The following is a 19,205-nucleotide window of genomic DNA, read 5'->3' on the forward strand; positions in this document are numbered from 1 at the left end:
CGCCGAGCAACGCGTCGTCGCCGCACCCGCTCGTACCGCCGCGCCCGACGAGACCGAGGCCACCGACCCCCACGACCCGTCGGCCCTGCCGGGCCCCCGTACCGCCACGCCCGCGCCCGCTCGTGGGACGGTCACGGCAGCACCGCCCCGAGCACGTACCGCCGCCCCCGGGGCTCGACCGACGGCCAGGGCCCCGCCGCTCTCCCGGTGAGTCCACCGACCACGTCCTCGTCCGCGCCCACGTGCCGCGCGGCAGGGGGCCGCCACGAGGCCACTGGAGAGAACCACCGATGTCACGTCCCACCGAACCGACCACCGAGGGGAACCTGCGCAAACCCCTCGTCATCCGAGCCGTCCTGTCCCTCGTCGTCCTCGTCGGGGCGACCATCGCGGTCCTGACGACCGCCCCCACCCTGGGGCTGGACCTGCGCGGGGGCACCCAGATCGTCCTGGAGACCCAGGACTCCCCCACCGTCGAGGCCGACGCCGAGGCGACCGACCGGGCCCTGGAGGTCCTGCGCCGACGGATCGACGCCCTCGGCGTGGCCGAACCCACGGTGGTGCGCTCCGGGGAGCAGCGCATCGTCGTGGAGCTGCCGGGCCTGCAGGATCCCTCCCAGGCGCTGGACGTGATCGGGCGCACCGCCCAGCTGACGTTCCACCCCGTGCTCGGCCCCGGGACCCAGGCGGACGTGGAAGGCGACGTCACCGACGACATCGACACCACCGACACCAGCCTGGACGAGATCGTCCTGCAGACCGAGGACGGTGAGGTCCTGCGCCTGGGACCGTCGCGGCTGACGGGTGAGGGCGTGGACAACGCCTCCGCCCAGCTCGACACCCAGATGGCCGGCGGGTGGTTCGTGACGATCGACTTCCGGGGGGATGCGGGTCGCGCCTGGGCCACCCTCACCGGCGAGGCCGCCTGCATGCCCGTCGGTGACCCGCAGCGGCGGGTCGCGATCGTCCTGGACGGCGAGATCATCACCTCCCCGCAGGTCAACCAGGGTGTGCCCTGCAACGTCGGCATCACCGGCGGCAGCACGCAGATCACCGGGAACTTCGGTCAGGAGGAGGCGCGCGAGCTGTCCGCCCTCATCCAGGGTGGCGCCCTGCCGGTGCCCGTCGAGGTCATCGAGCAGCGCACCGTCGGCCCCACGCTCGGCGCCAGCGCCATCGAGGCCAGCGTCCAGGCCATCATCCTCGGCATCATCGCCACCGGGATCTTCATCATCGTCGTGTACCGCCTCATGGGCCTGCTGTCGGTGGTGGCGCTGCTGTGCTACGCCATGATCGCCTACGCCGCCCTCATCACGCTGGGAGCCACGATCACCCTGCCCGGCCTCGCCGGGTTCGTCCTCGCGGTCGGGATGGCCGTGGACGCCAACGTCCTGGTCTACGAACGGGCGCGGGAGGAGTGCGCGATCCGGGGCCGGACCCCACGAACCGCCGTCCGCGAAGGTTTCCGCCGGGCCCTGCCCGCCATCGTCGACTCGAACGTCACGACACTGATCTCCGCGGGTCTGCTGTTCATGCTCGCGTCCGGGCCCGTGCGGGGCTTCGGCGTCACGCTGACCATCGGTGTGCTGGCCTCGTTCTTCTCAGCGCTCGTCATCACGCGGGTCCTGGCAGAGATGGCTGCCGCGAACCGGGCCGTCGCCGCGCGCCCCGGGATCACCTCGCTCAACACGCTGGGGCGCCTGCGCGAACGGCTCAGCGCCACCGAGCCGCGGTTCATGGACGCACCGAGACGCTGGCTGATCGTGTCGCTCGTCGTCGTCCTGGTCGCAGGTGCCGGCGTGGTCGTCCGCGGCCTGGAGCTGGGTGTGGAGTTCACCGGCGGACGAAGCATCACGTACACCACGCAGGCTCAGGACGTCGACGTGGACGCCGCGCGTGATGCCGTCGGCGCCGCCGGCTACCCGACCGCGGTCGTGCAGGAGTCCAGCGACGGGATCACGGTCCGCACCAGCCCGATCGGTGAGGAGGACCAGCGGAGCATCCGGGACGCGATCGCGTCCGTGGCCGGTGACGCCGAGGTGCTGAACGACGAGCTGATCGGGCCCAGCCTCGGTGCCGAGCTGCGGCGCAACGCCCTGATCGCGCTGGGCATCGCGTTGCTGGCACAGCTCACCTACCTGGCGATCCGGTTCCGGTGGACGTTCTCCTCCGGCGCGGTGGCAGCCCTGGCGACCAACGTGGCTGTCGTCATCGGCGTGTTCGCGTGGGCGGGCAAGCCCCTGGGTGGGGTGTTCCTCGCCGCGCTGCTCACCGTCATCGGTTACTCCGTGAACGACTCTGTCATCACCTTCGACCGGATCCGAGAACTCAGACGCACCAGCGGCGACGAGCCGTTCTACCGGACGGCCGCGCAAGCGGTACTGCAGACGCTCCCCCGGACCGTCAACACCAGCGTGAGCACGCTGTTCGTGCTCGTGGCGCTGCTGGTGCTCGGTGGCGACTCGCTGGGTGACTTCGCGCTCGCGCTCGTCCTGGGTGTGATCGTGGGGACGGTCTCGACGGTGGCGGTCGCAGTGCCGCTCACCACAGGTCTGGAGCGCCGCTACCCTGCTCCCCCGCCCCGGCCCAAGGTCCCCGCCGGGGAGCGTCGGGACGACGGGGCTGTCGTCTAGCCCTGCACCGAGCAGGTCGTCGGGTGCCCCGAACGCCTGGGCACCCGACGACGGGGCCGGTCCTGGACGGTCACCGGGTTGCACGCGCACGGGCCTGGGCGCACGGTGAGCAGATGAGCGCGCACCCTCCTCGCGGCAGACCGGACCACCACGACCCGACATCCGGGTGGGGTGGTGCCCCACCCGCGTACAGCGCACTGACCCTCAGGATCGTCCTCGCAGGCTTCGGTGTGGTCCTGGGCGCAGGGCTGGTGGCGTGGGCGCTGCTGACGACCGCGCCGGTGGCGTTCGCCCTGCTGGGGGTCGCCGTGCTGCTCCTGGCCCTGGTCAACCTGGTGGTCGTGGTGCGCCGCAAGACCCGCGGGGAGCCCGGGTGAGCACGCAGGCCGACGTCGACGTCCTGGTGGTGGGCGCCGGACCAGCCGGACTCAACGGTGCGCTGGTGCTCGCCCGGTCACGCCGGACGGTCCTGGTGGTCGACGCCGGTGCCCCACGGAACGCGCCGGCCCCCCACATGCACGGCTACCTGGGCCTGGAGGGCGCTTCACCCGCGGACCTCATCGAGCGCGGGCGGGCCGAGGTCACCGGGTACGGGGCCGAGGTCCGCTCCGGGACCGTGTGCACGCTGACGCTCGACGACGGCGGCGGCCACGTCAGGGCGACCCTCGCGGACGGGGACGTGCTCACGGCGCGCAGGGCCCTGGTGACCACGGGCCTCACCGACGTCCTCCCCACGGTCCCCGGGCTCACCGACCGATGGGGGCTCGACGTCCTGCACTGCCCCTACTGCCACGGGTGGGAGGCCCGCGACCAGGCCGTCGCGGTGCTCGCCACCACCGCGGCCGAGGCGGACAAGGCGCTGGTCATGCACCAGTGGTCCGACGACGTGGTCCTGGTCCTGCACGGCCCTGGACCCTCCGATCTCACCGAGCGGACCAGGGCAGCGCTCGAGGCGCTGGGTGTCCGCCTGGACACCGGTCCGGTCGAGAGGCTCCAGGTGGAGGGCGGGCGCCTGACAGGCGTGCGCATGCGGGACGGGCGGTCACTCCCCTGCGACATCCTCGTGGTCCAGCCCACGGTCCGGGCCCGGGACGACCTGCTCACCGCACTTGGCGCCCAGGTGCGCTCGGGTCCGTACGGCGAGCTCGTGGTGACCGAGACCGACGGCTTCACCGGCCTGCCCGGGGTGTGGGCCGCGGGGAACGTGACAGACCCGGCCGCACAGGTCGTCACCTCCGCAGCCGACGGGTACCGCGCGGCGCTCAGCATCGACGCGAGTCTCATGACCGAGGACGTCGACGCGGCGATAGCCGCCTCGTCACGCACGTGAGGCGCCGCTGACGCACGACAGCCCCGGGGCGCGAACCCCGGGGCTGTCGTGTGACGTCGCGGTGGTCGGTGGACCAGCCGGTCAGCGGTTGGAGAGCTCGGTGCCGATCTTGTGGACCAGCAGCGAGTTGGTCGTGCCCGGGACACCCACCGGCGCACCGCACACGATCACCACGCGGTCACCTTCCTCGGCGAGGCCGTTGGCGCGGAGCATCTGGTCGACCTGCATGACCATCGCGTCGGTGTGCTCGACCTTCGGCACCTCGTAGGTGCTGACGCCCCAGGAGAGCGCCAGAGTGTTACGGACCGCCGTCTCGGGTGTGAACGCGATCAGAGGGATCGACGCCCGCAGGCGGGACATGCGGCGCGCGGAGTCACCGGTCTGGGTGAAGGTGACCAGGTACTTCACCCCGAGGGTCTCACCGACCTCAGCGGCGGCACGCGTGATCGCGCCACCGCGGGTCTGCGGGCTCCAGCCGAGGGGCGCGATGCGGTCGCTCCCGTGCTCCTCGGTGTTCTCGATGATCCGGGCCATGGTGCGGACGGCCTCGATCGGGTAGTCGCCCACGCTCGTCTCGCCGGAGAGCATGACCGCGTCAGCACCGTCGAGGACCGCGTTCGCGCAGTCAGAGGCCTCGGCGCGGGTGGGCCGCGGCGCGGAGATCATCGACTCCAGAACCTGGGTCGCGACGATGACCGGCTTGGCGGACCGACGGCACAGCTCGATCGCGCGCTTCTGGACCAGGGGGACCTGCTCGAGCGGCAGCTCCACACCGAGGTCGCCACGAGCGACCATGACACCGTCGAACGCGTCGACGATCTCGGCCAGGTTGTCGACCGCCTGCGGCTTCTCGACCTTCGCGATGACCGGGACGGTGCGCCCCTCCTCGGCCATGATCGCAGCGACGTCGTCGTAGTCCACGGCGCTGCGGACGAACGACAGCGCGATGAGGTCTGCACCGAGGCGCAGCGCCCACCGCAGGTCCGTCTCGTCCTTGTCCGACATGGCGGGCACGCTCACGGCCACGCCCGGGAGGTTCAGGCCCTTGTTGTTCGAGACCGGGCCCGGGACCTCGACACGCGTGACGACCCGCTCGCCCTCGACGGCCGTGATGCGGACAGCCACCCGGCCGTCGTCGATGAGGATCCGGTCCCCGACCTTCGCGTCACCGGGCAGGCCCTTGTACGTGGTGGAGACGAGCTCCTTGGTGCCGGGGACGTCCTCGGTCGTGATGGTGAAGATGTCACCGACGGCGAGCTCGTGCTTGCCCTCCACGAAGCGACCCAGGCGGATCTTGGGGCCCTGCAGGTCGACGAGGACCGCCACGGCCTTGCCGGACGCCTTCGCCGCAGCGCGCACCCGGTTGATGACTGCCTCGTGCTCGGAGGCGTCACCGTGGCTGCGGTTGATCCGCGCCACGTCCATCCCCGCGTCCACGAGGGCTTGGATCTGCTCGGGCGACTCGGTAGCCGGTCCGATGGTGCACACAATCTTGGCTCTACGCATGTCTCCAGCCTATGTCCTCGAAGCCGGGACCTTCAGGTCCACGGCGGTCGTTGTCGTGCGGTACACCCCCGGAAGAGCGACGAACCGCCGGGCTTGGGGGGTTTCTCCCGACGGGTCGTGGGGTTGTGGTTCAGGGGCGCATCGCGCGGGTGCTCGGCGACACCGGCACCGGGAGCTCGGTGCTGCCGCGCAGGTAGGAGTCCACGTGGGCGGCCGCCGCGCGTCCCTCGGCGATCGCCCAGACGATCAGCGACTGGCCGCGACCGGCGTCCCCGGCGACGAACACGCCGGGCAACGACGTGGAGTAGTCCTCGGCGCGGGCGATCGATCCTCGACCGGTCAGCGCCGCGCCGGTCTGCTCCACGAGGGTGAACGTGTCCGGACCGGTGAATCCCATGGCCACCAGCACGAGGTCGGCCCGGATCAGGTTCTCGCTCCCGGGCTCCGGCACACGGCGCCCGTCGGGCAGGTACCGGGTGCGCGCGACGCGGAGGTGGCGCACGTTCCCGTGCTCGTCCCCCTCGAACCCGACGGTCGAGGCCAGGTAGGCGCGCTCCCCGCCCTCCTCGTGGGAGGTGGACACCTCGTAGAGCACCGGGTCGGTGGGCCACGGCTGGTTCGGCGGGCGGTCGACCGGCGGCTGGATGCCGATCGCCAGGGTGGTGACGGATGCCGCCCCCTGGCGCAGCGCCGTACCCAGGCAGTCCGACCCGGTGTCACCGCCACCGATGACGACCACGTGCTTGCCGGCGGCGCTGATCTGGTCGGGGACGTCCGTCCCCGCGACGACGGCGTTCGCCTGCCGCAGGTAGTCCATGGCCGGGTGAATTCCGTGCAGATCGGCACCGGGCACGTCGAGGACGCGGGGTACCGGCGCGCCGGTCGCGACCAGGACCGCGTCGTAACGGGCGCGGAGCTCCTTCCACGTGATGTCCGTGCCGATCTCCACGCCCGGGCGGAACCGGGTCCCCTCGGCCTCCATCTGGTCGATCCGGCGGTCGATGTGGGACTTCTCGAGCTTGAAGTCGGGCACTCCGTACCGGAGCAGACCCCCGATGCGGTCGTCCCTCTCGAAGACGGCGACGGTGTGGCCGGCACGCGTCAGCTGCTGGGCCGCGGCGAGCCCGGCGGGCCCGGAACCCACGACAGCGACGGTGCTCCCGGTGAGGAAGTACGGCACCTGCGGCGTGACCAGGCCACGTGCGAACGCCTCGTCGATGATCGAGACCTCGACGTTCTTGATGGTCACCGGCGGTTCGGAGATCCCGAGCACGCACGACGTCTCGCACGGTGCCGGGCAGATCCGGCCCGTGAACTCCGGGAAGTTGTTGGTCGCGTGCAGCCTGTCCGCTGCCTCGGCCCACTGCCCCTTCCACACCAGGTCGTTCCACTCGGGGATGAGGTTCCCCAGGGGGCAGCCGGTGTGGCAGAACGGGATCCCGCAGTCCATGCACCGTCCGGCCTGCCGGTGGAGCATCGCACCGTGCCCGGGGTCCGACGACGCGGCACGGTGCTCCACGACCTCCCGCCAGTCCATGAGCCGGACCGGCACGGGCCGGACCGGCGGGAGCTCGCGGTCACGGACCTTGAGGAACCCACGTGGATCAGCCACGCGAGCCCTCCAGGATCTTGTCCCAGACCCCGGGCGCGGCAGGGTCGAGCCCGTCAGCCTGGGCCTTGGCCAGGGTGGCACGCATGCGCTGGTACTCGACCGGCATGATCCGCGTGAACCTGGCGAGGGCTGCAGGGAGGTCCTGCAGCAGCTCGGCCGCACGGGGGGACGCCGTCTCCTCGTGGTGGGCACGCAGGAGCCGCTCGATCAGGGCCGCGTCCTCGTCGTCCGGTGCCGTGAGCAGGACGTCGCCCTGGGCGAGCGCGGGGCCGTTCAGGGCCTCACGTCGCAGGTCCAGGACGTACGCCTGCCCGCCGGACATGCCGGCTGCGACGTTCCGGCCGGTGCGACCGAGGACCAGGACGGTGCCACCGGTCATGTACTCGAAGCCGTGGTCGCCCACGCCCTCCACCACGAGCGTCGCACCGGAGTTGCGCACCGCGAAGCGCTCCCCCACCACACCGCGCAGGAAGATCTCGCCGGACGTCGCGCCGTAACCGATCACGTTGCCCGCGATCACGTCGCGGTCCCCGGCCAGGACGGAGGCGTGGTCCGGTCGGACCACGACACGACCACCGGACAGGCCCTTGCCGACGTAGTCGTTCGCGTCGCCGAACAGACGGAGCGTCACGCCCCGCGGGAGGAACGCGCCGAGGGACTGCCCGGCAGACCCGGTGAGGGTCACGTCGATGGTGTCGTCCGGGAGGCCGTCCGTGCCGTGGGCCTTGGTGACCTCGTGCCCCAGCATCGTGCCGACGGTGCGGTTCACGTTCCGGATGGGCAGGGAGATCCGTACCGGCTCACGGTCGGTCAGGGCCGCGGCCGACATCGCGATCAGCTGGTTGTCGAGCGCCTTGTCCAGGCCGTGGTCCTGGGACTGGGTGTGCCGCAGCGAGGAGCCCTCGAGCGGCTCGGGGCGTGCCAGGACGGGCCCGAGGTCAAGGCCCTCGGCCTTCCAGTGCGCGACCGCGGCACGGGTGTCGAGGGACTCTACGTGCCCGACGGCCTCGTCGATGGACCGGAACCCGAGCGCCGCGAGGTACTCACGCACCTCCGTGGCGATGAACTCGAAGAACGTCTCGACGAACTCGGGCTTGCCGTTGAACCGGGCACGGAGCTCGGGGTTCTGGGTCGCGACCCCGACGGGGCACGTGTCCAGGTGGCACACACGCATCATCACGCAACCGCTGACCACGAGGGGTGCGGTCGCGAACCCGAACTCCTCCGCGCCCAGGAGCGCGCTGACGACCACGTCCCGGCCGGTCTTCAGCTGACCGTCGACCTGGAGGACGATCCGGTCGCGCAGGTCGTTCAGGACCAGGGTCTGCTGGGCCTCGGCCAGGCCGATCTCCCACGGCGTCCCGGCGTGCTTGAGGGAGGTCAGCGGGCTCGCGCCGGTGCCCCCGTCGTGACCGGAGATGAGGACCACGTCGGCGTGCGCCTTGGACACGCCCGCCGCGACCGTCCCGACGCCGAACTCACTGACCAGCTTCACGTGCACCCGGGCGGACGGGTTCGCGTTCTTGAGGTCGTGGATCAGCTGGGCCAGGTCCTCGATCGAGTAGATGTCGTGGTGGGGCGGTGGCGAGATGAGGCCGACGCCGGGCGTCGAGTGCCGTGTCGACGCGACCCACGGGTAGACCTTGGTACCGGGGAGCTGTCCACCTTCGCCGGGCTTGGCCCCCTGGGCCATCTTGATCTGGAGGTCGTCCGCGTTGGTGAGGTAGTCCGACGTCACACCGAAACGCCCCGACGCGATCTGCTTGATCGCGCTGCGGCGCTCAGGGTCGCGCAGACGGTCGGTGTCCTCGCCGCCCTCGCCGGTGTTGGAACGGCCACCCAACCGGTTCATCGCGATCGCGAGCGTCTCGTGGGCCTCCGCGGAGATCGACCCATACGACATCGCCCCGGTGTTGAACCGCTTGACGATCTCGCTGACGGGCTCGACCTCCTCCAGCGGGACGGGGGTCCGGACGCCCTCGGCGAAGGTCAGGAGGCCACGCAGCGTCATGAGGCGCGAGGCCTGGTCGTCGACCCTCCTGGTGTACTGACGGAAGACGTCGAGCTGGCGGGTCCGCGTGGAGTGCTGGAGCCGGAAGACCGTCTCGGGGTCGAACAGGTGCTCCTCGCCGTCACGACGCCAGAGGTACTCACCACCGACGTTCAGGCGCCGGTGCGCCTGCGGGTTCCCGCTCTTGGGGTAGGCGTCCTGATGGCGTGCAGCAGCTTCGGCCGCCAGGACGTCGAGGCCGACCCCGCCGAGCCGGCTGGTCGTCCCGGTGAAGTACTTCTCGACCAGCTCGTGCGACAGCCCGAGCGCCTCGAAGACCTGCGCGCCGCGGTAGGAGGCGATGGTCGAGATGCCCATCTTGCTCATGACCTTCAGCACACCCTTGCCGAGGGCCTTGATGAGGTTGGCCACCGCCTGCTCGGGGGTGACGTCGCCGAGCGAACCGTCCCGGGCAAGACCCTCGACGGACTCCATCGCGAGGTAGGGGTTGACCGCGGCCGCGCCGTAGCCGATCAGCAGGGCCACGTGGTGGACCTCGCGCACGTCCCCGGCCTCGACCACCAGGCTCACCCTGGTCCGGGTGTGACGCCGCAGCAGGTGATGGTGCACAGCGCTGGACAGCAGCAACGACGGGATCGGGGCCCGGTCGGCGTCCGAGTGGCGGTCGGACAGGATGAGGAAGCTCACGCCGTTGTCGATCGCGCGGTCGACCTGCTCGAAGATCTCCTCCAGGCGGGCCGCGAGTGCCTCCTGGCCACCGCTCACCTGGTAGAGGCCACGCACGATCTCAGAGCTGAAGACACCTTCGAGCGTGGGGTCACGGTCGATGCGCACGATCTTGGCGAGCTGGTCGTTGTCCAGCACCGGGAACGGCAGCACCAGCTTGCGGGCGTGCTCGGGCAGGTCGGCCAGAAGGTTGGGCTCAGGACCGATCGCGCCACCGATCGAGGTGACCAGCTCTTCGCGGATCGCGTCCAGCGGCGGGTTGGTGACCTGGGCGAACATCTGGGTGAAGTAGTCGAACAGGAGCCGGGGGCGCGCCGAGAGCGCCGCGATCGGGGTGTCGGTCCCCATCGCCCCGAGCGGCTCGCCACCCGTCTTGGCCATCGGCGTGAGGATGACCTTCAGCTCCTCCTCGGTGTACCCGAACGCACGCTGACGTCGACGGACCGAGGCCGGGCTGTGCTGGACGTGCTCACGCTCCGGGAGCTGGTCCAGGAACACCTCGTGCTCGGCGATCCACTGGGCGTACGGGCGCTGCGCGGCGAGCTGGGACTTGACCTCCTCGTCGTCGATCACCCGGCCCGCGCCGGTGTCGACCAGGAACATGCGCCCCGGCTCCAGACGGCCCTTGCGGACCACCGTGGAGGGGTCGATGTCGAGCACCCCGGCCTCGCTGGCGAGCACCACGAGGCCGTCGTCGGTGATCCAGTAACGCCCCGGGCGCAGGCCGTTGCGGTCCAGGACCGCCCCGATGAGGGTGCCGTCGGTGAACGTGAGGGCGGCCGGCCCGTCCCACGGCTCCATGAGGTTCGCGTGGTACTCGTAGAACGCCCGCCGGTCGGGGTCCATCTCGGCGTGGTTCTCCCACGCCTCGGGCACCATCATCAGGACGGCGTGCGGAAGGCTACGGCCCCCGAGGTGCAGCAGCTCGAGCACCTCGTCGAACGTGCCCGAGTCGCTCCCGCCGGGGGTACAGACGGGAAGGAGCGGGGACAGGTCCCCCAGGACCTCGCTCTGCAGGGTGCTCTGGCGCGCGGCCATCCAGTTCCGGTTGCCCCGGACGGTGTTGATCTCACCGTTGTGCGCGAGGAGCCTGAACGGCTGCGCCAGGGGCCAGGACGGGAACGTGTTGGTCGAGAACCGGGAGTGGACCAGCGCCAGCTCGGAGGCGTACCGCGGGTCGGACAGGTCCGGGAAGAACGGCTCGAGCTGGGCGGTGGTGAGCATGCCCTTGTAGGTGAGCGTGCGTGAGGACAACGACGCGAAGTACACGCCGAGCTCGCGCTCGGCGCGCTTGCGGACGCGGAACGCCCGGCGGTCCAGCTCGAGGCCCTCCAGGCGCCTGGACGGGTCGGTCACGACGAGCTGCCGGAACACGGGCATCGTGGACCGCGCGGTGGGACCCACCAGCTCGGCGGTCACGGGGACCTCCCGCCAGGCGAGCAGCTCCAGTCCCTCGTCGCCGACGAGCGTCTCGATGCCCTCCACCGCGCTGGCCCGTGCGTCGTCGTCGGTGGGCAGGAACGCCATGCCGATCGCGTAGCGCCCGGCGGGCGGCAGCTCGGCCTGCACGACGTCCCGCAGGAACGCGTCGGGGATCTGGGTGAGGATCCCGGCGCCGTCGCCGCTGTCGGTCTCGGCACCGACCGCTCCGCGGTGGTCGAGGTTCAGCAGGGCCGTCAGACCGGCGTCGACGATGTCCCGACCGGGGGTGCCGCGCAGCGTCGCGACGAACGCCACACCACAGGCGTCGTGCTCAGCAGCAGGGTCGTAGAGCCCTTGCGCAGGCGGGGTGGCGACACCGTGAGCTGCCCGGTCCATGAACACCGTCCTCGAGCGGTCCACATGGGACCTTGGTCGTAGTCAGCAGGAGACATGGGACACCGTTGGCCCAAACGTGGCGACGATACAAGGCGCCAACCCGGTTGAGGAGGGGGTGCAGGGTGACATATCTCACCTGCGCCCCCTGGGGTCAGAACCTCAGGGTGAGTCTGGCGAATCGGGGGCCGGGTGGGCCTGTTCGTCCGCAGCCGTCGCCTGCTGCACGGTGGTCTCGCGTCCGGGGTGTCGACGTCCCACGACGACGAACGCTACCAGCGCCACGACCCCCAGGATCAGCGAGGTCCAGACGTTGAGTCGGAACGGTCCGATGACCTCGGCCGGGTCGATGCGCAGCGCCTCGATCCACCCCCGCCCTGCGGTGTACGTCAGGACGTACAGCCAGAACACGCGGCCGTGCCCGAGGCGGAAGCGGCGATCGGCCCAGATGATCAGGGCCGCGGCGGCGAGGTTCCAGAGGATCTCGTAGAGGAACGTCGGGTGGAACAGGGTGTCGGGCGGGAGACCGTCAGGAAAGGTGGGGCTCGCGGGGTCGATCTGCAGACCCCACGGGAGCTCGGTGGGTGACCCGAAGAGCTCCTGGTTGAACCAGTTCCCCAGGCGCCCGATCGCCTGCGCGACGAGCAGTCCTGGTGCGACGGCGTCGGCGAACGCCGTGAACCGTACGCCGGCCCGGCGTGCACCGATCCAGGCCCCGACCGCGCCGAAGCCGATGGCGCCCCATACCCCCAGTCCGCCCTCCCAGACGGCGAACGCGGCCATCGGGTCCCCACCCTCACCGAAGTACCGTCCGGGGCTGGTGAGCACGTGGTAGGCCCGTCCACCGACGATCCCGAACGGCACCGCCCAGAACACGATGTCCAGGACGGTGTCGGGGTTGCCTCCGCGGGCGGCCCACCGTCGCCTGGTCATCCACACGGCGACGGCGATCCCGGCGAGGATCGACAACGAGTAGGCGCGCAACGGCACCGGGCCCAGGTACCAGACCGCCTGGGGCGGGCTGGGGATCCCTGAGGCGAGCACCGCAGCGGTGAGGCTCATGCCGACTCCTTCACCGCGCGTCGCACGCCCTCCGCGAGGTCGGCCGTCACCCGTGCCAGACCGTCCAGGCCTGCGGCGGCCGTGTCGGCCTCGACCAGCTCACGCACGAGCGCGCTGCCGACGATCACACCGTCTGCGAAGCGGGCGACCTCCTCGGCCTGCTGCCCGTCACGCACGCCGAGGCCCACGCACACCCTCTCGGCGCCGGCCGCGCGGGTGTCGGTGACCAGCCGCTCGGCGTCCGAACCGACGGTCGCGCGCGTGCCCGTCACGCCCATGGTCGACGCCGCGTACACGAACCCTCGGGTGGCGTCGGCCGTGAACGCCAGTCGCTCCGGGGTGGAGCTGGGCGCGACGAGGAAGACCCGGTCGAGGTCGTGGGCGTCGGACGCCTCGAGCCAGTCACCGGCCTCGTCCGGGATGAGGTCCGGGGTGATGAGACCTGCGCCGCCGGCGGCGGCGAGGTCGCGCGCGAACCGCTCGACGCCGTACCGGACCACCGGGTTCCAGTAGGTCATGACCAGGACGGGGGCGCCGACGGCGGCCACGGCCTCGACGGCGCGCAGCGTGTCGCTCACGCGCACCCCACCCGCGAGGGCGTGCTCGACCGCCTTCTGGATCACCGCTCCGTCCATGACGGGGTCGGAGTAGGGCAGGCCGAGCTCGACGACGTCGACGCCCTCGGCGACCATGCGGCGGGCCGCGGCGACCGAGCCGGCGACGTCCGGGAACCCGACGGGCAGGTAGCCGACGAGCGCTGCGCGTCCCTCGGCGCGGAGCTGGTCGATGCGCGGACCGGTGCGGGCGACGCTCATGAGGGCTCCTCCAGCAGCGAGAACCAGCGTGCGGCCGTCTCGACGTCCTTGTCGCCCCGGCCGGAGAGGTTCACCAGTACGACCGGCTGGTCACCGGACCGGCCGGCGAGCTCGCGACCGAGCTGCATCGCACCGGCAAGGGCGTGCGAGGACTCGATCGCGGGGATGATGCCCTCGGTACGGCACAGGAGCCGGAACGCCTCCATCGCCTCGGCGTCCGTGATCGCCCGGTACTCGGCCCTGCCGATCGTCGACAACCACGAGTGCTCGGGCCCGACGCCCGGGTAGTCCAGCCCGGCGGAGATCGAGTGGCTCTCGACCGTCTGCCCGTCCTCGTCCTGGAGCAGGAACGACCGCGCCCCGTGCAGGACACCCGGCGCTCCTCCGCCGATCGTGGCGGCGTGACGACCGGTACCGATGCCGTCACCGCCGGCCTCGAGGCCGACGAGCCGCACGTCCGGGTCGTCGAGGAAGGCGTGGAAGATCCCGATGGCGTTCGACCCGCCCCCCACGCAGGCGGCGACGACGTCGGGCAGGCGGCCGGTGAGGTCCTGGACCTGCTGCCGTGCCTCGACGCCGATGATCCGCTGGAGGTCTCGCACCATGGCCGGGAACGGGTGGGGTCCCCCGACGGTCCCGAAGACGTAGTTGGTCGTGCGGACGTTGGTCACCCAGTCCCGCAGCGCCTCGTTGATCGCGTCCTTGAGCGTGCGGGAGCCGGTGGTGACGGGGACGACCTCGGCCCCGAGCAGGCGCATGCGGGCCACGTTGAGGGCCTGCCGTCGCGTGTCCTCCTCGCCCATGTAGATCACGCACTCGAGGTCGAACAGCGCCGCCGCCGTCGCCGTCGCGACGCCGTGCTGGCCGGCGCCCGTCTCGGCGATGACGCGCGACTTGCCCAGCCTCTTGGTGAGCAGCGCCTGACCCAGCACGTTGTTGATCTTGTGTGAGCCGGTGTGGTTGAGGTCCTCCCGCTTCAGCACGACGCGCACGTCCCCGCAGTGCCGGGCGAAGCGTGGGACCTCGGTGAGGATGCTCGGCCGGCCGGTGTACGTCCGGTGCAACCGCACCAGGGCCGCCTCGAACTCCGGGTCGGCCTTCGCCTTGGAGTACTCGGTGTCGAGCTCGTCGAGGGCCTCGATGAGGGCCTCGGGCACGAACCTCCCGCCGAAGGCGCCGAAGTACGGCCCGCTGCCGGCCTCCGCCGCGAGCGGACCGAGGACGTCGTGGGCGCCCGCAGGGTCCGGACCGGTCACTGGCGCACCGCCCTGAGCGAGGGGTGCGCGCCCGCGGCGACCAGGTCCGCGACAGCAGCACGCGGGTCTCCCCCGGTCACCAGGCTCTCGCCGACCAGGACGGCGTCCGCACCGGAGCGCGCGTAGTCCATGACGTCGTGCGGCCCCCGGACACCGGACTCGGCGATCCGCACCACCGAGCTGGGGATCATGGGCGCCAGGCGGGCGAACGTCGTCCGGTCGACCTCGAGGTTCTTCAGGTTCCGGGCGTTGACACCGATGCAGCGCGCGCCGGCGTCCAGGGCACGGGTGACCTCGTCGGTGTCGTGAACCTCGACCAGGGCCGTCATGCCGAGCGAGTGCACACGCTCGACCAGGGAGGTCAGGACCGTCTGCTCGAGTGCCGCCACGATCAGCAGGACGAGATCGGCGCCGTGCGCCCGCGCCTCCCACACCTGGTACGGCGTCACCACGAAGTCCTTGCGCAGCACCGGGACGTCGACGGTGGCCCGCACGGTGTCCAGATCGGCGAGGGACCCGTGGAACCGGCGCTGCTCGGTCAGCACCGAGATCGCTGCCGCACCACCACGCTCGTAGTCACCGGCCAGGGCGGCAGGGTCTGCGATCGGGGCCAGGGCGCCCTTGCTCGGGCTGGACCGCTTCACCTCCGCGATCACGTTGACCGCCTCGTCGTCCTGCAACCGGCCCAGGCACTCCTTGGCCTCCGGCACCCGGGAGGCCCGCTCCTTCACGGCCTCCAGCGGGGTCCTTGCCTCACGCTCGGCGAGGTCCTGACGGACCCCGGCGATGATGTCCTCCAGGACCGTCACGTCGCCCACCTCCACTCTGGTCCGCCCCCGCAGACTCGTCCGACCCATCGTAGGGCCGCCCCGCGGTGCCCCCCGCCACGCCCATCTGGTGGAACAGGAAGGGGCGGGACCGTGCCCTCGGAGCACGGCGTCACGGCCAGGGGCCGAGCACGGGCGTCAGCGCAGGGACGTTGCGCAGGACCGCGAAGGCGAGTGCCAGCACCAGGACCGCCCACGGCAACGCGTTCCGCAGACGCCGAGGCAGCGCGGGCGGTCGAGGCGACCCGCGCAGGTTGAGCACGAGCCACCAGCACCAGACCACCACCGCGACCGGAGCGCCGAGCACGACCAGCGGATTCATCGACCAGGCCGCTGCAAGGTCGAGCCAGGTGAGCTCGTGCACGGCGCGCAAGCCACCGCACGCCGGGCAGTACCAGCCCGTGACCAGCAACGACGGACAGATCCCGTAGCTTCCAGGCGCGTGGGGTGATCGCATCGCGAGCGCCCCGGTCGCAGCGACCACCGGCGCCGCGACCACCAGTGGCCAGCGCGCGTTCGTCATGGCGCGACGGAGGCGCCGCAGGCTCGCGTCCGCCTGCGGCGCCTCCGTCGCGCCCATGTGCTCAGTAACCGGTGGTGTCCCAGATCGTGGGGTCGCCCAGGACGGCGAGTCCGCCCATGGCGAACGCCCAGATCGCACCGAGAACCGTGAGGGCGATACCGATCCACCCGAGGATGACGCCGGCGCTGCCGAGGCCGCCGTTGTTGGCCAACCCCTCTGCGGCCGCCTGCTTGGACTTCTGGCCGACGATGATGGCCGGGATGGCGGTGAAGATCCCGCAGCACACGAGGCCGAGGATGCCCAGGATCAGGGCCCACACACCGAGGGAGTTCTTCTCGGTGCTGCCACCGGGGACGGACCCGTAGCCGGGCGGGGGCGGCGGGGCGCCGTAGCCCCCGCCGGGAGGCTGCGCGCCGTAGCCGCCGCCCTGAGGGGGCTGGGCGCCGTAGGGGTCCTGCGGACCCGTGGGGTTGCTCATGATTCTCCTTCACACGTACGTGCTCACCGTGACCGCGGCGCGGCCCGGTAGATCGACGGACGACCCAGGTCACCGGTCAGGCGACCCACCTCAGTCGTCGACGGCCCCCTCTGACGCCTTCTCCCGACGCTGCGTCGGCTGACCGAACCCCAGCATCTTCAGGACGTAGCCGGCGATGACACCGACCACGACCACGCCCATGCCGGCCCAGAACATCCACACCTGGGAGACGATGAACGCCAGCGAGGAGATGACGCCGCCCAGAAGGACCAGGGTCACGGTCACCCACGCCGCCCGGGTGTGGCCGTGGTTGGTCGGCGGCGCCGCGACGGGAAGGTATGCCCGCTCGGTGCCAGTGTCGTGGGTCTCTTGGCCCATGGTGGTACGCCTTTCGTGGACTACGCGGCAGACCTTATCGAATCCCACGGTCACCGGTCCGCGCATGTCAGGCCCGCGGCGCGCCGATGACGGTCAGGTGGGGTCCTCACCCCGGGTGAGGGTGTCCCAGACGTCCGCCTCGTCCGCCGGCCCCCCATGAGGTGCCTGCGACGGGGCCCCGACACGGCCGGGGCCTGCGGCACCGTCGTGCCGCCCCGGACGGGACCAACGGCCACCCCCCGCGAACGTCAGCACCGCGAGCACGGCCAAGCCGACCGCGCACACCAGGACCGCCCACGGGACGAGGGTCGTCGCGACCCGCTCGGTGACCCCCACCCCGACGGTCTGCTGCACCGCCGACGCCGCCAACGAGGTGGGGTCCGTCAGGACCCGCGCCGTGGAGGCCCCGGTGAGGAACGCCCCACCCGCGAGGACCAGGGCGATCAGACGCGCACCCACGCGGCCCGCGAGGCTCAGGGCGAGCCCGGCGGCCGCGGCCACGAGCCCTGCAGCGGGTACCACCGGCGCGATCGTGGTGCCCGTGACCCCCACCTCGAGCGCCGGGTCCAACGGCGTGGGTGTCACGGCCACCACCCAGGTCGCGGCACTGAGCACGACCGTGAGGAGCCCGGTCACGACCGAGCCCACCACCACGACCCGACGGGGCGGGGCGGGGCGGGACGCCGTCATGCCCTGCCGAGGCGCGAGGCGACCTGGACCGCCCGCACCGCCGCAGCCGCCTTGTTGCGCGACTCGGCGTACTCGAGCGCCTCGACGGAGTCGGCCACGATCCCCCCGCCCGCCTGGACGCTGGCCCTGCCGTCCCTGATGAGAGCGGTGCGGATCGCGATCGCCATGTCCATGTCGCCCGCGAAGTCGAAGTACCCGACGGTGCCCCCGTAGATGCCCCGCCGTGCCGGTTCGAGCTCGTCGATCAGGGCGATCGCCCGAGGCTTGGGGGCACCGGACAAGGTGCCGGCGGGGAACGTCGCGACGAGCGTCTGCAGCGCTGTCGCGCCCGCGCGCAGGCGCCCGACCACGGTCGAGCAGATGTGCATGATGTGGCTGAACCGCCGGACCGCCATGAACTCCACGACCTCGACGGTGGTGGGCTCGCACACCTTCACCAGGTCGTTGCGCGAGAGGTCCACCAGCATGATGTGCTCCGCGCGTTCCTTCGGGTCGGCGAGGAGCTCCTCGACCAGGCGGGCGTCCTGGTCGGGGGTGGCGCCCCGGGGACGGGAGCCTGCGATCGGGTAGGTCACGACGTGACCGTCGGTCACCTTCACGAGCGTCTCGGGGCTGGACCCCACGACCGAGAAGTCCGAGCCGTCGCCGTCCTGCAGGTGGAACAGGTACATGTAGGGGCTGGGGTTGATGGTCCGCAGCACCCGGTAGACGTCCAGGGGGTCTGCCGGGCAGTCCAGGTCCAGCCGCTGGGACAGGACGACCTGGAAGACCTCGCCGTCGCGGATCGCCTCCTTGCCGAGCCGGACGGCGTCCTCGAACTCACCCCGGGTGGAACGGAACCGCAGCTCGGGCTCCGGCGCCTCGACCAGGGTGCCCACGACCGGTGACCGCGGTGCGGCGAGGGCGGTCTCCATCGCGTCCAGGCGGGCGACCGCGTCGGCGTGGGCCTCGTCGACCCGTTCGTCGGAGTCGTCGAAGTTGATCGCGTTGGCGATCAACCACACCGACCCGTCGACGTGGTCCACGACCGCCAGGTCGGTCGCCAGGCACAACGTGACCTCCGGCACGCCCAGCTCTTCCGGGGCCTTGGCCGGGAGCGTCGGCTCCCAGTGGCGCACGACGTCCCACCCGAGCGCACCGACCAGACCCCCGGTCAGTGGCGGCAGACCCGGCACGGTGGGTGTCGCCAGCGCCTCCAGCGTGCCCTCCAGGACGTCGAGCACGTCCCCGTCGCGCGGGACCCCGGCGGGCACGTCGCCCGTCCAGTGCGCGGCCCCGTCGAGCACGGTCAGCGTGGCCCGGGACCGTACCCCCACGAACGAGTAGCGAGCCCACGTCCCGTCGACCTCGGCGGACTCCAGGATGAACGTCCCGGCACGGCCCTGGGCGAGCGTGCGGTACAGCGCGACGGGGGTGACGTCGTCCGCCAGGAGGCGCCGCACGACAGGGACGACCCGACGGTCGGTCGCCAGGGTGCGGAACCCCTCGAGGGTCGGCCACGTCCGACCCCAGGCCAGGTTGGTGGGGTCCCCCACCGGGTCCG

Annotated in this window: 15 protein-coding genes and 1 pseudogene; 4 read left to right on the forward strand and 12 right to left on the reverse strand. The window is 71.7% G+C overall.

Annotation, left to right across the window (positions count from 1 at the left end):
• The 4 genes and pseudogenes from N869_RS18350 to N869_RS01145 all read left to right on the forward strand — a co-directional run.
• Positions 1-211, forward strand: a pseudogene (locus N869_RS18350) (hypothetical protein); the annotation flags it as partial.
• Positions 212-290: 79 nt separating this feature from the next.
• Entirely contained in the window at positions 291-2,633 is a 2,343-nt protein-coding gene (gene secD / locus N869_RS01135) for a protein translocase subunit SecD (protein WP_052104820.1), read from the forward strand.
• Positions 2,634-2,746: 113 nt separating this feature from the next.
• Entirely contained in the window at positions 2,747-3,010 is a 264-nt protein-coding gene (locus N869_RS01140; RefSeq protein ID WP_035056730.1) for a hypothetical protein, read from the forward strand.
• Positions 3,007-3,963, forward strand: coding sequence for an NAD(P)/FAD-dependent oxidoreductase (locus N869_RS01145; RefSeq protein WP_035056678.1), 957 nt, complete (start codon positions 3,007-3,009; stop codon positions 3,961-3,963). The genes N869_RS01140 and N869_RS01145 overlap by 4 nt, the downstream gene beginning before the upstream one ends.
• Before the next feature lie 81 nt (positions 3,964-4,044).
• Here N869_RS01145 and pyk read toward each other — a convergent pair whose 3' ends face one another.
• From pyk to N869_RS01205, 12 genes are all read right to left on the reverse strand, one after another.
• Positions 4,045-5,469, reverse strand: a complete 1,425-nt coding sequence (pyk, locus tag N869_RS01150) for a pyruvate kinase (protein WP_035056679.1) — start codon at positions 5,467-5,469, stop codon at positions 4,045-4,047.
• 130 nt (positions 5,470-5,599) lie between these two features.
• Positions 5,600-7,081: a glutamate synthase subunit beta gene (locus tag N869_RS01155; protein ID WP_035056680.1), complete on the reverse strand. Its 1,482-nt coding sequence runs from the start codon at positions 7,079-7,081 to the stop codon at positions 5,600-5,602.
• Entirely contained in the window at positions 7,074-11,636 is a 4,563-nt protein-coding gene (gene gltB, locus N869_RS01160; RefSeq protein ID WP_035056733.1) for a glutamate synthase large subunit, read from the reverse strand. The genes N869_RS01155 and gltB overlap by 8 nt, the downstream gene beginning before the upstream one ends.
• A gap of 159 nt (positions 11,637-11,795) precedes the next feature.
• Positions 11,796-12,695: a prolipoprotein diacylglyceryl transferase gene (gene lgt / locus N869_RS01165; protein ID WP_035056681.1), complete on the reverse strand. Its 900-nt coding sequence runs from the start codon at positions 12,693-12,695 to the stop codon at positions 11,796-11,798.
• The gene (gene trpA / locus N869_RS01170) at positions 12,692-13,510 is read right to left on the reverse strand and encodes a tryptophan synthase subunit alpha (RefSeq protein ID WP_035056682.1); all 819 of its coding nucleotides are present in this window, start codon (positions 13,508-13,510) and stop codon (positions 12,692-12,694) included. Before trpA ends, lgt begins: the two co-directional genes overlap by 4 nt.
• The gene (gene trpB, locus N869_RS01175) at positions 13,507-14,766 is read right to left on the reverse strand and encodes a tryptophan synthase subunit beta (RefSeq protein ID WP_035056683.1); all 1,260 of its coding nucleotides are present in this window, start codon (positions 14,764-14,766) and stop codon (positions 13,507-13,509) included. The genes trpA and trpB overlap by 4 nt, the downstream gene beginning before the upstream one ends.
• Positions 14,763-15,575: an indole-3-glycerol phosphate synthase TrpC gene (gene trpC, locus N869_RS01180; protein ID WP_035056736.1), complete on the reverse strand. Its 813-nt coding sequence runs from the start codon at positions 15,573-15,575 to the stop codon at positions 14,763-14,765. Before trpC ends, trpB begins: the two co-directional genes overlap by 4 nt.
• Positions 15,576-15,705: 130 nt before the next feature.
• Complete coding sequence (locus N869_RS01185; protein ID WP_035056739.1) at positions 15,706-16,116, reverse strand: DUF2752 domain-containing protein; 411 nt, start codon at positions 16,114-16,116, stop codon at positions 15,706-15,708.
• 61 nt (positions 16,117-16,177) lie between these two features.
• Entirely contained in the window at positions 16,178-16,594 is a 417-nt protein-coding gene (locus N869_RS01190; protein ID WP_052104821.1) for a DUF4190 domain-containing protein, read from the reverse strand.
• Positions 16,595-16,684: 90 nt separating this feature from the next.
• Positions 16,685-16,972 carry an HGxxPAAW family protein gene (locus N869_RS01195; RefSeq protein ID WP_035056684.1) on the reverse strand — a complete coding sequence of 96 codons (288 nt, stop codon included), beginning with the start codon at positions 16,970-16,972 and terminating at the stop codon, positions 16,685-16,687.
• 93 nt (positions 16,973-17,065) lie between these two features.
• Positions 17,066-17,662, reverse strand: a complete 597-nt coding sequence (locus tag N869_RS01200; protein WP_035056686.1) for a Trp biosynthesis-associated membrane protein — start codon at positions 17,660-17,662, stop codon at positions 17,066-17,068.
• Positions 17,659-19,197, reverse strand: coding sequence for an anthranilate synthase component I (locus N869_RS01205; protein ID WP_035056744.1), 1,539 nt, complete (start codon positions 19,195-19,197; stop codon positions 17,659-17,661). The genes N869_RS01200 and N869_RS01205 overlap by 4 nt, the downstream gene beginning before the upstream one ends.
• Positions 19,198-19,205: the final 8 nt, after the last annotated feature.

Source organism: Cellulomonas bogoriensis 69B4 = DSM 16987 (genome assembly GCF_000767165.1).
Taxonomy (GTDB): domain Bacteria; phylum Actinomycetota; class Actinomycetes; order Actinomycetales; family Cellulomonadaceae; genus Actinotalea; species Actinotalea bogoriensis.

Excerpts from the sequence above, each read along its gene's own strand:
- N869_RS01185 (WP_035056739.1), bottom strand. The coding sequence starts at position 16,116 with ATGACGAACGCGCGCTGGCCACTGGTGGTCGCGGCGCCGGTGGTCGCT.
- N869_RS01195 (WP_035056684.1), bottom strand. The coding sequence starts at position 16,972 with ATGGGCCAAGAGACCCACGACACTGGCACCGAGCGGGCATACCTTCCC.
- gltB (WP_035056733.1), bottom strand. The coding sequence starts at position 11,636 with ATGGACCGGGCAGCTCACGGTGTCGCCACCCCGCCTGCGCAAGGGCTC.
- secD (WP_052104820.1), top strand. The coding sequence starts at position 291 with ATGTCACGTCCCACCGAACCGACCACCGAGGGGAACCTGCGCAAACCC.
- trpA (WP_035056682.1), bottom strand. The coding sequence starts at position 13,510 with ATGAGCGTCGCCCGCACCGGTCCGCGCATCGACCAGCTCCGCGCCGAG.
- N869_RS01200 (WP_035056686.1), bottom strand. The coding sequence starts at position 17,662 with ATGACGGCGTCCCGCCCCGCCCCGCCCCGTCGGGTCGTGGTGGTGGGC.
- N869_RS01140 (WP_035056730.1), top strand. The coding sequence starts at position 2,747 with ATGAGCGCGCACCCTCCTCGCGGCAGACCGGACCACCACGACCCGACA.
- pyk (WP_035056679.1), bottom strand. The coding sequence starts at position 5,469 with ATGCGTAGAGCCAAGATTGTGTGCACCATCGGACCGGCTACCGAGTCG.
- N869_RS01190 (WP_052104821.1), bottom strand. The coding sequence starts at position 16,594 with ATGAGCAACCCCACGGGTCCGCAGGACCCCTACGGCGCCCAGCCCCCT.
- lgt (WP_035056681.1), bottom strand. The coding sequence starts at position 12,695 with ATGAGCCTCACCGCTGCGGTGCTCGCCTCAGGGATCCCCAGCCCGCCC.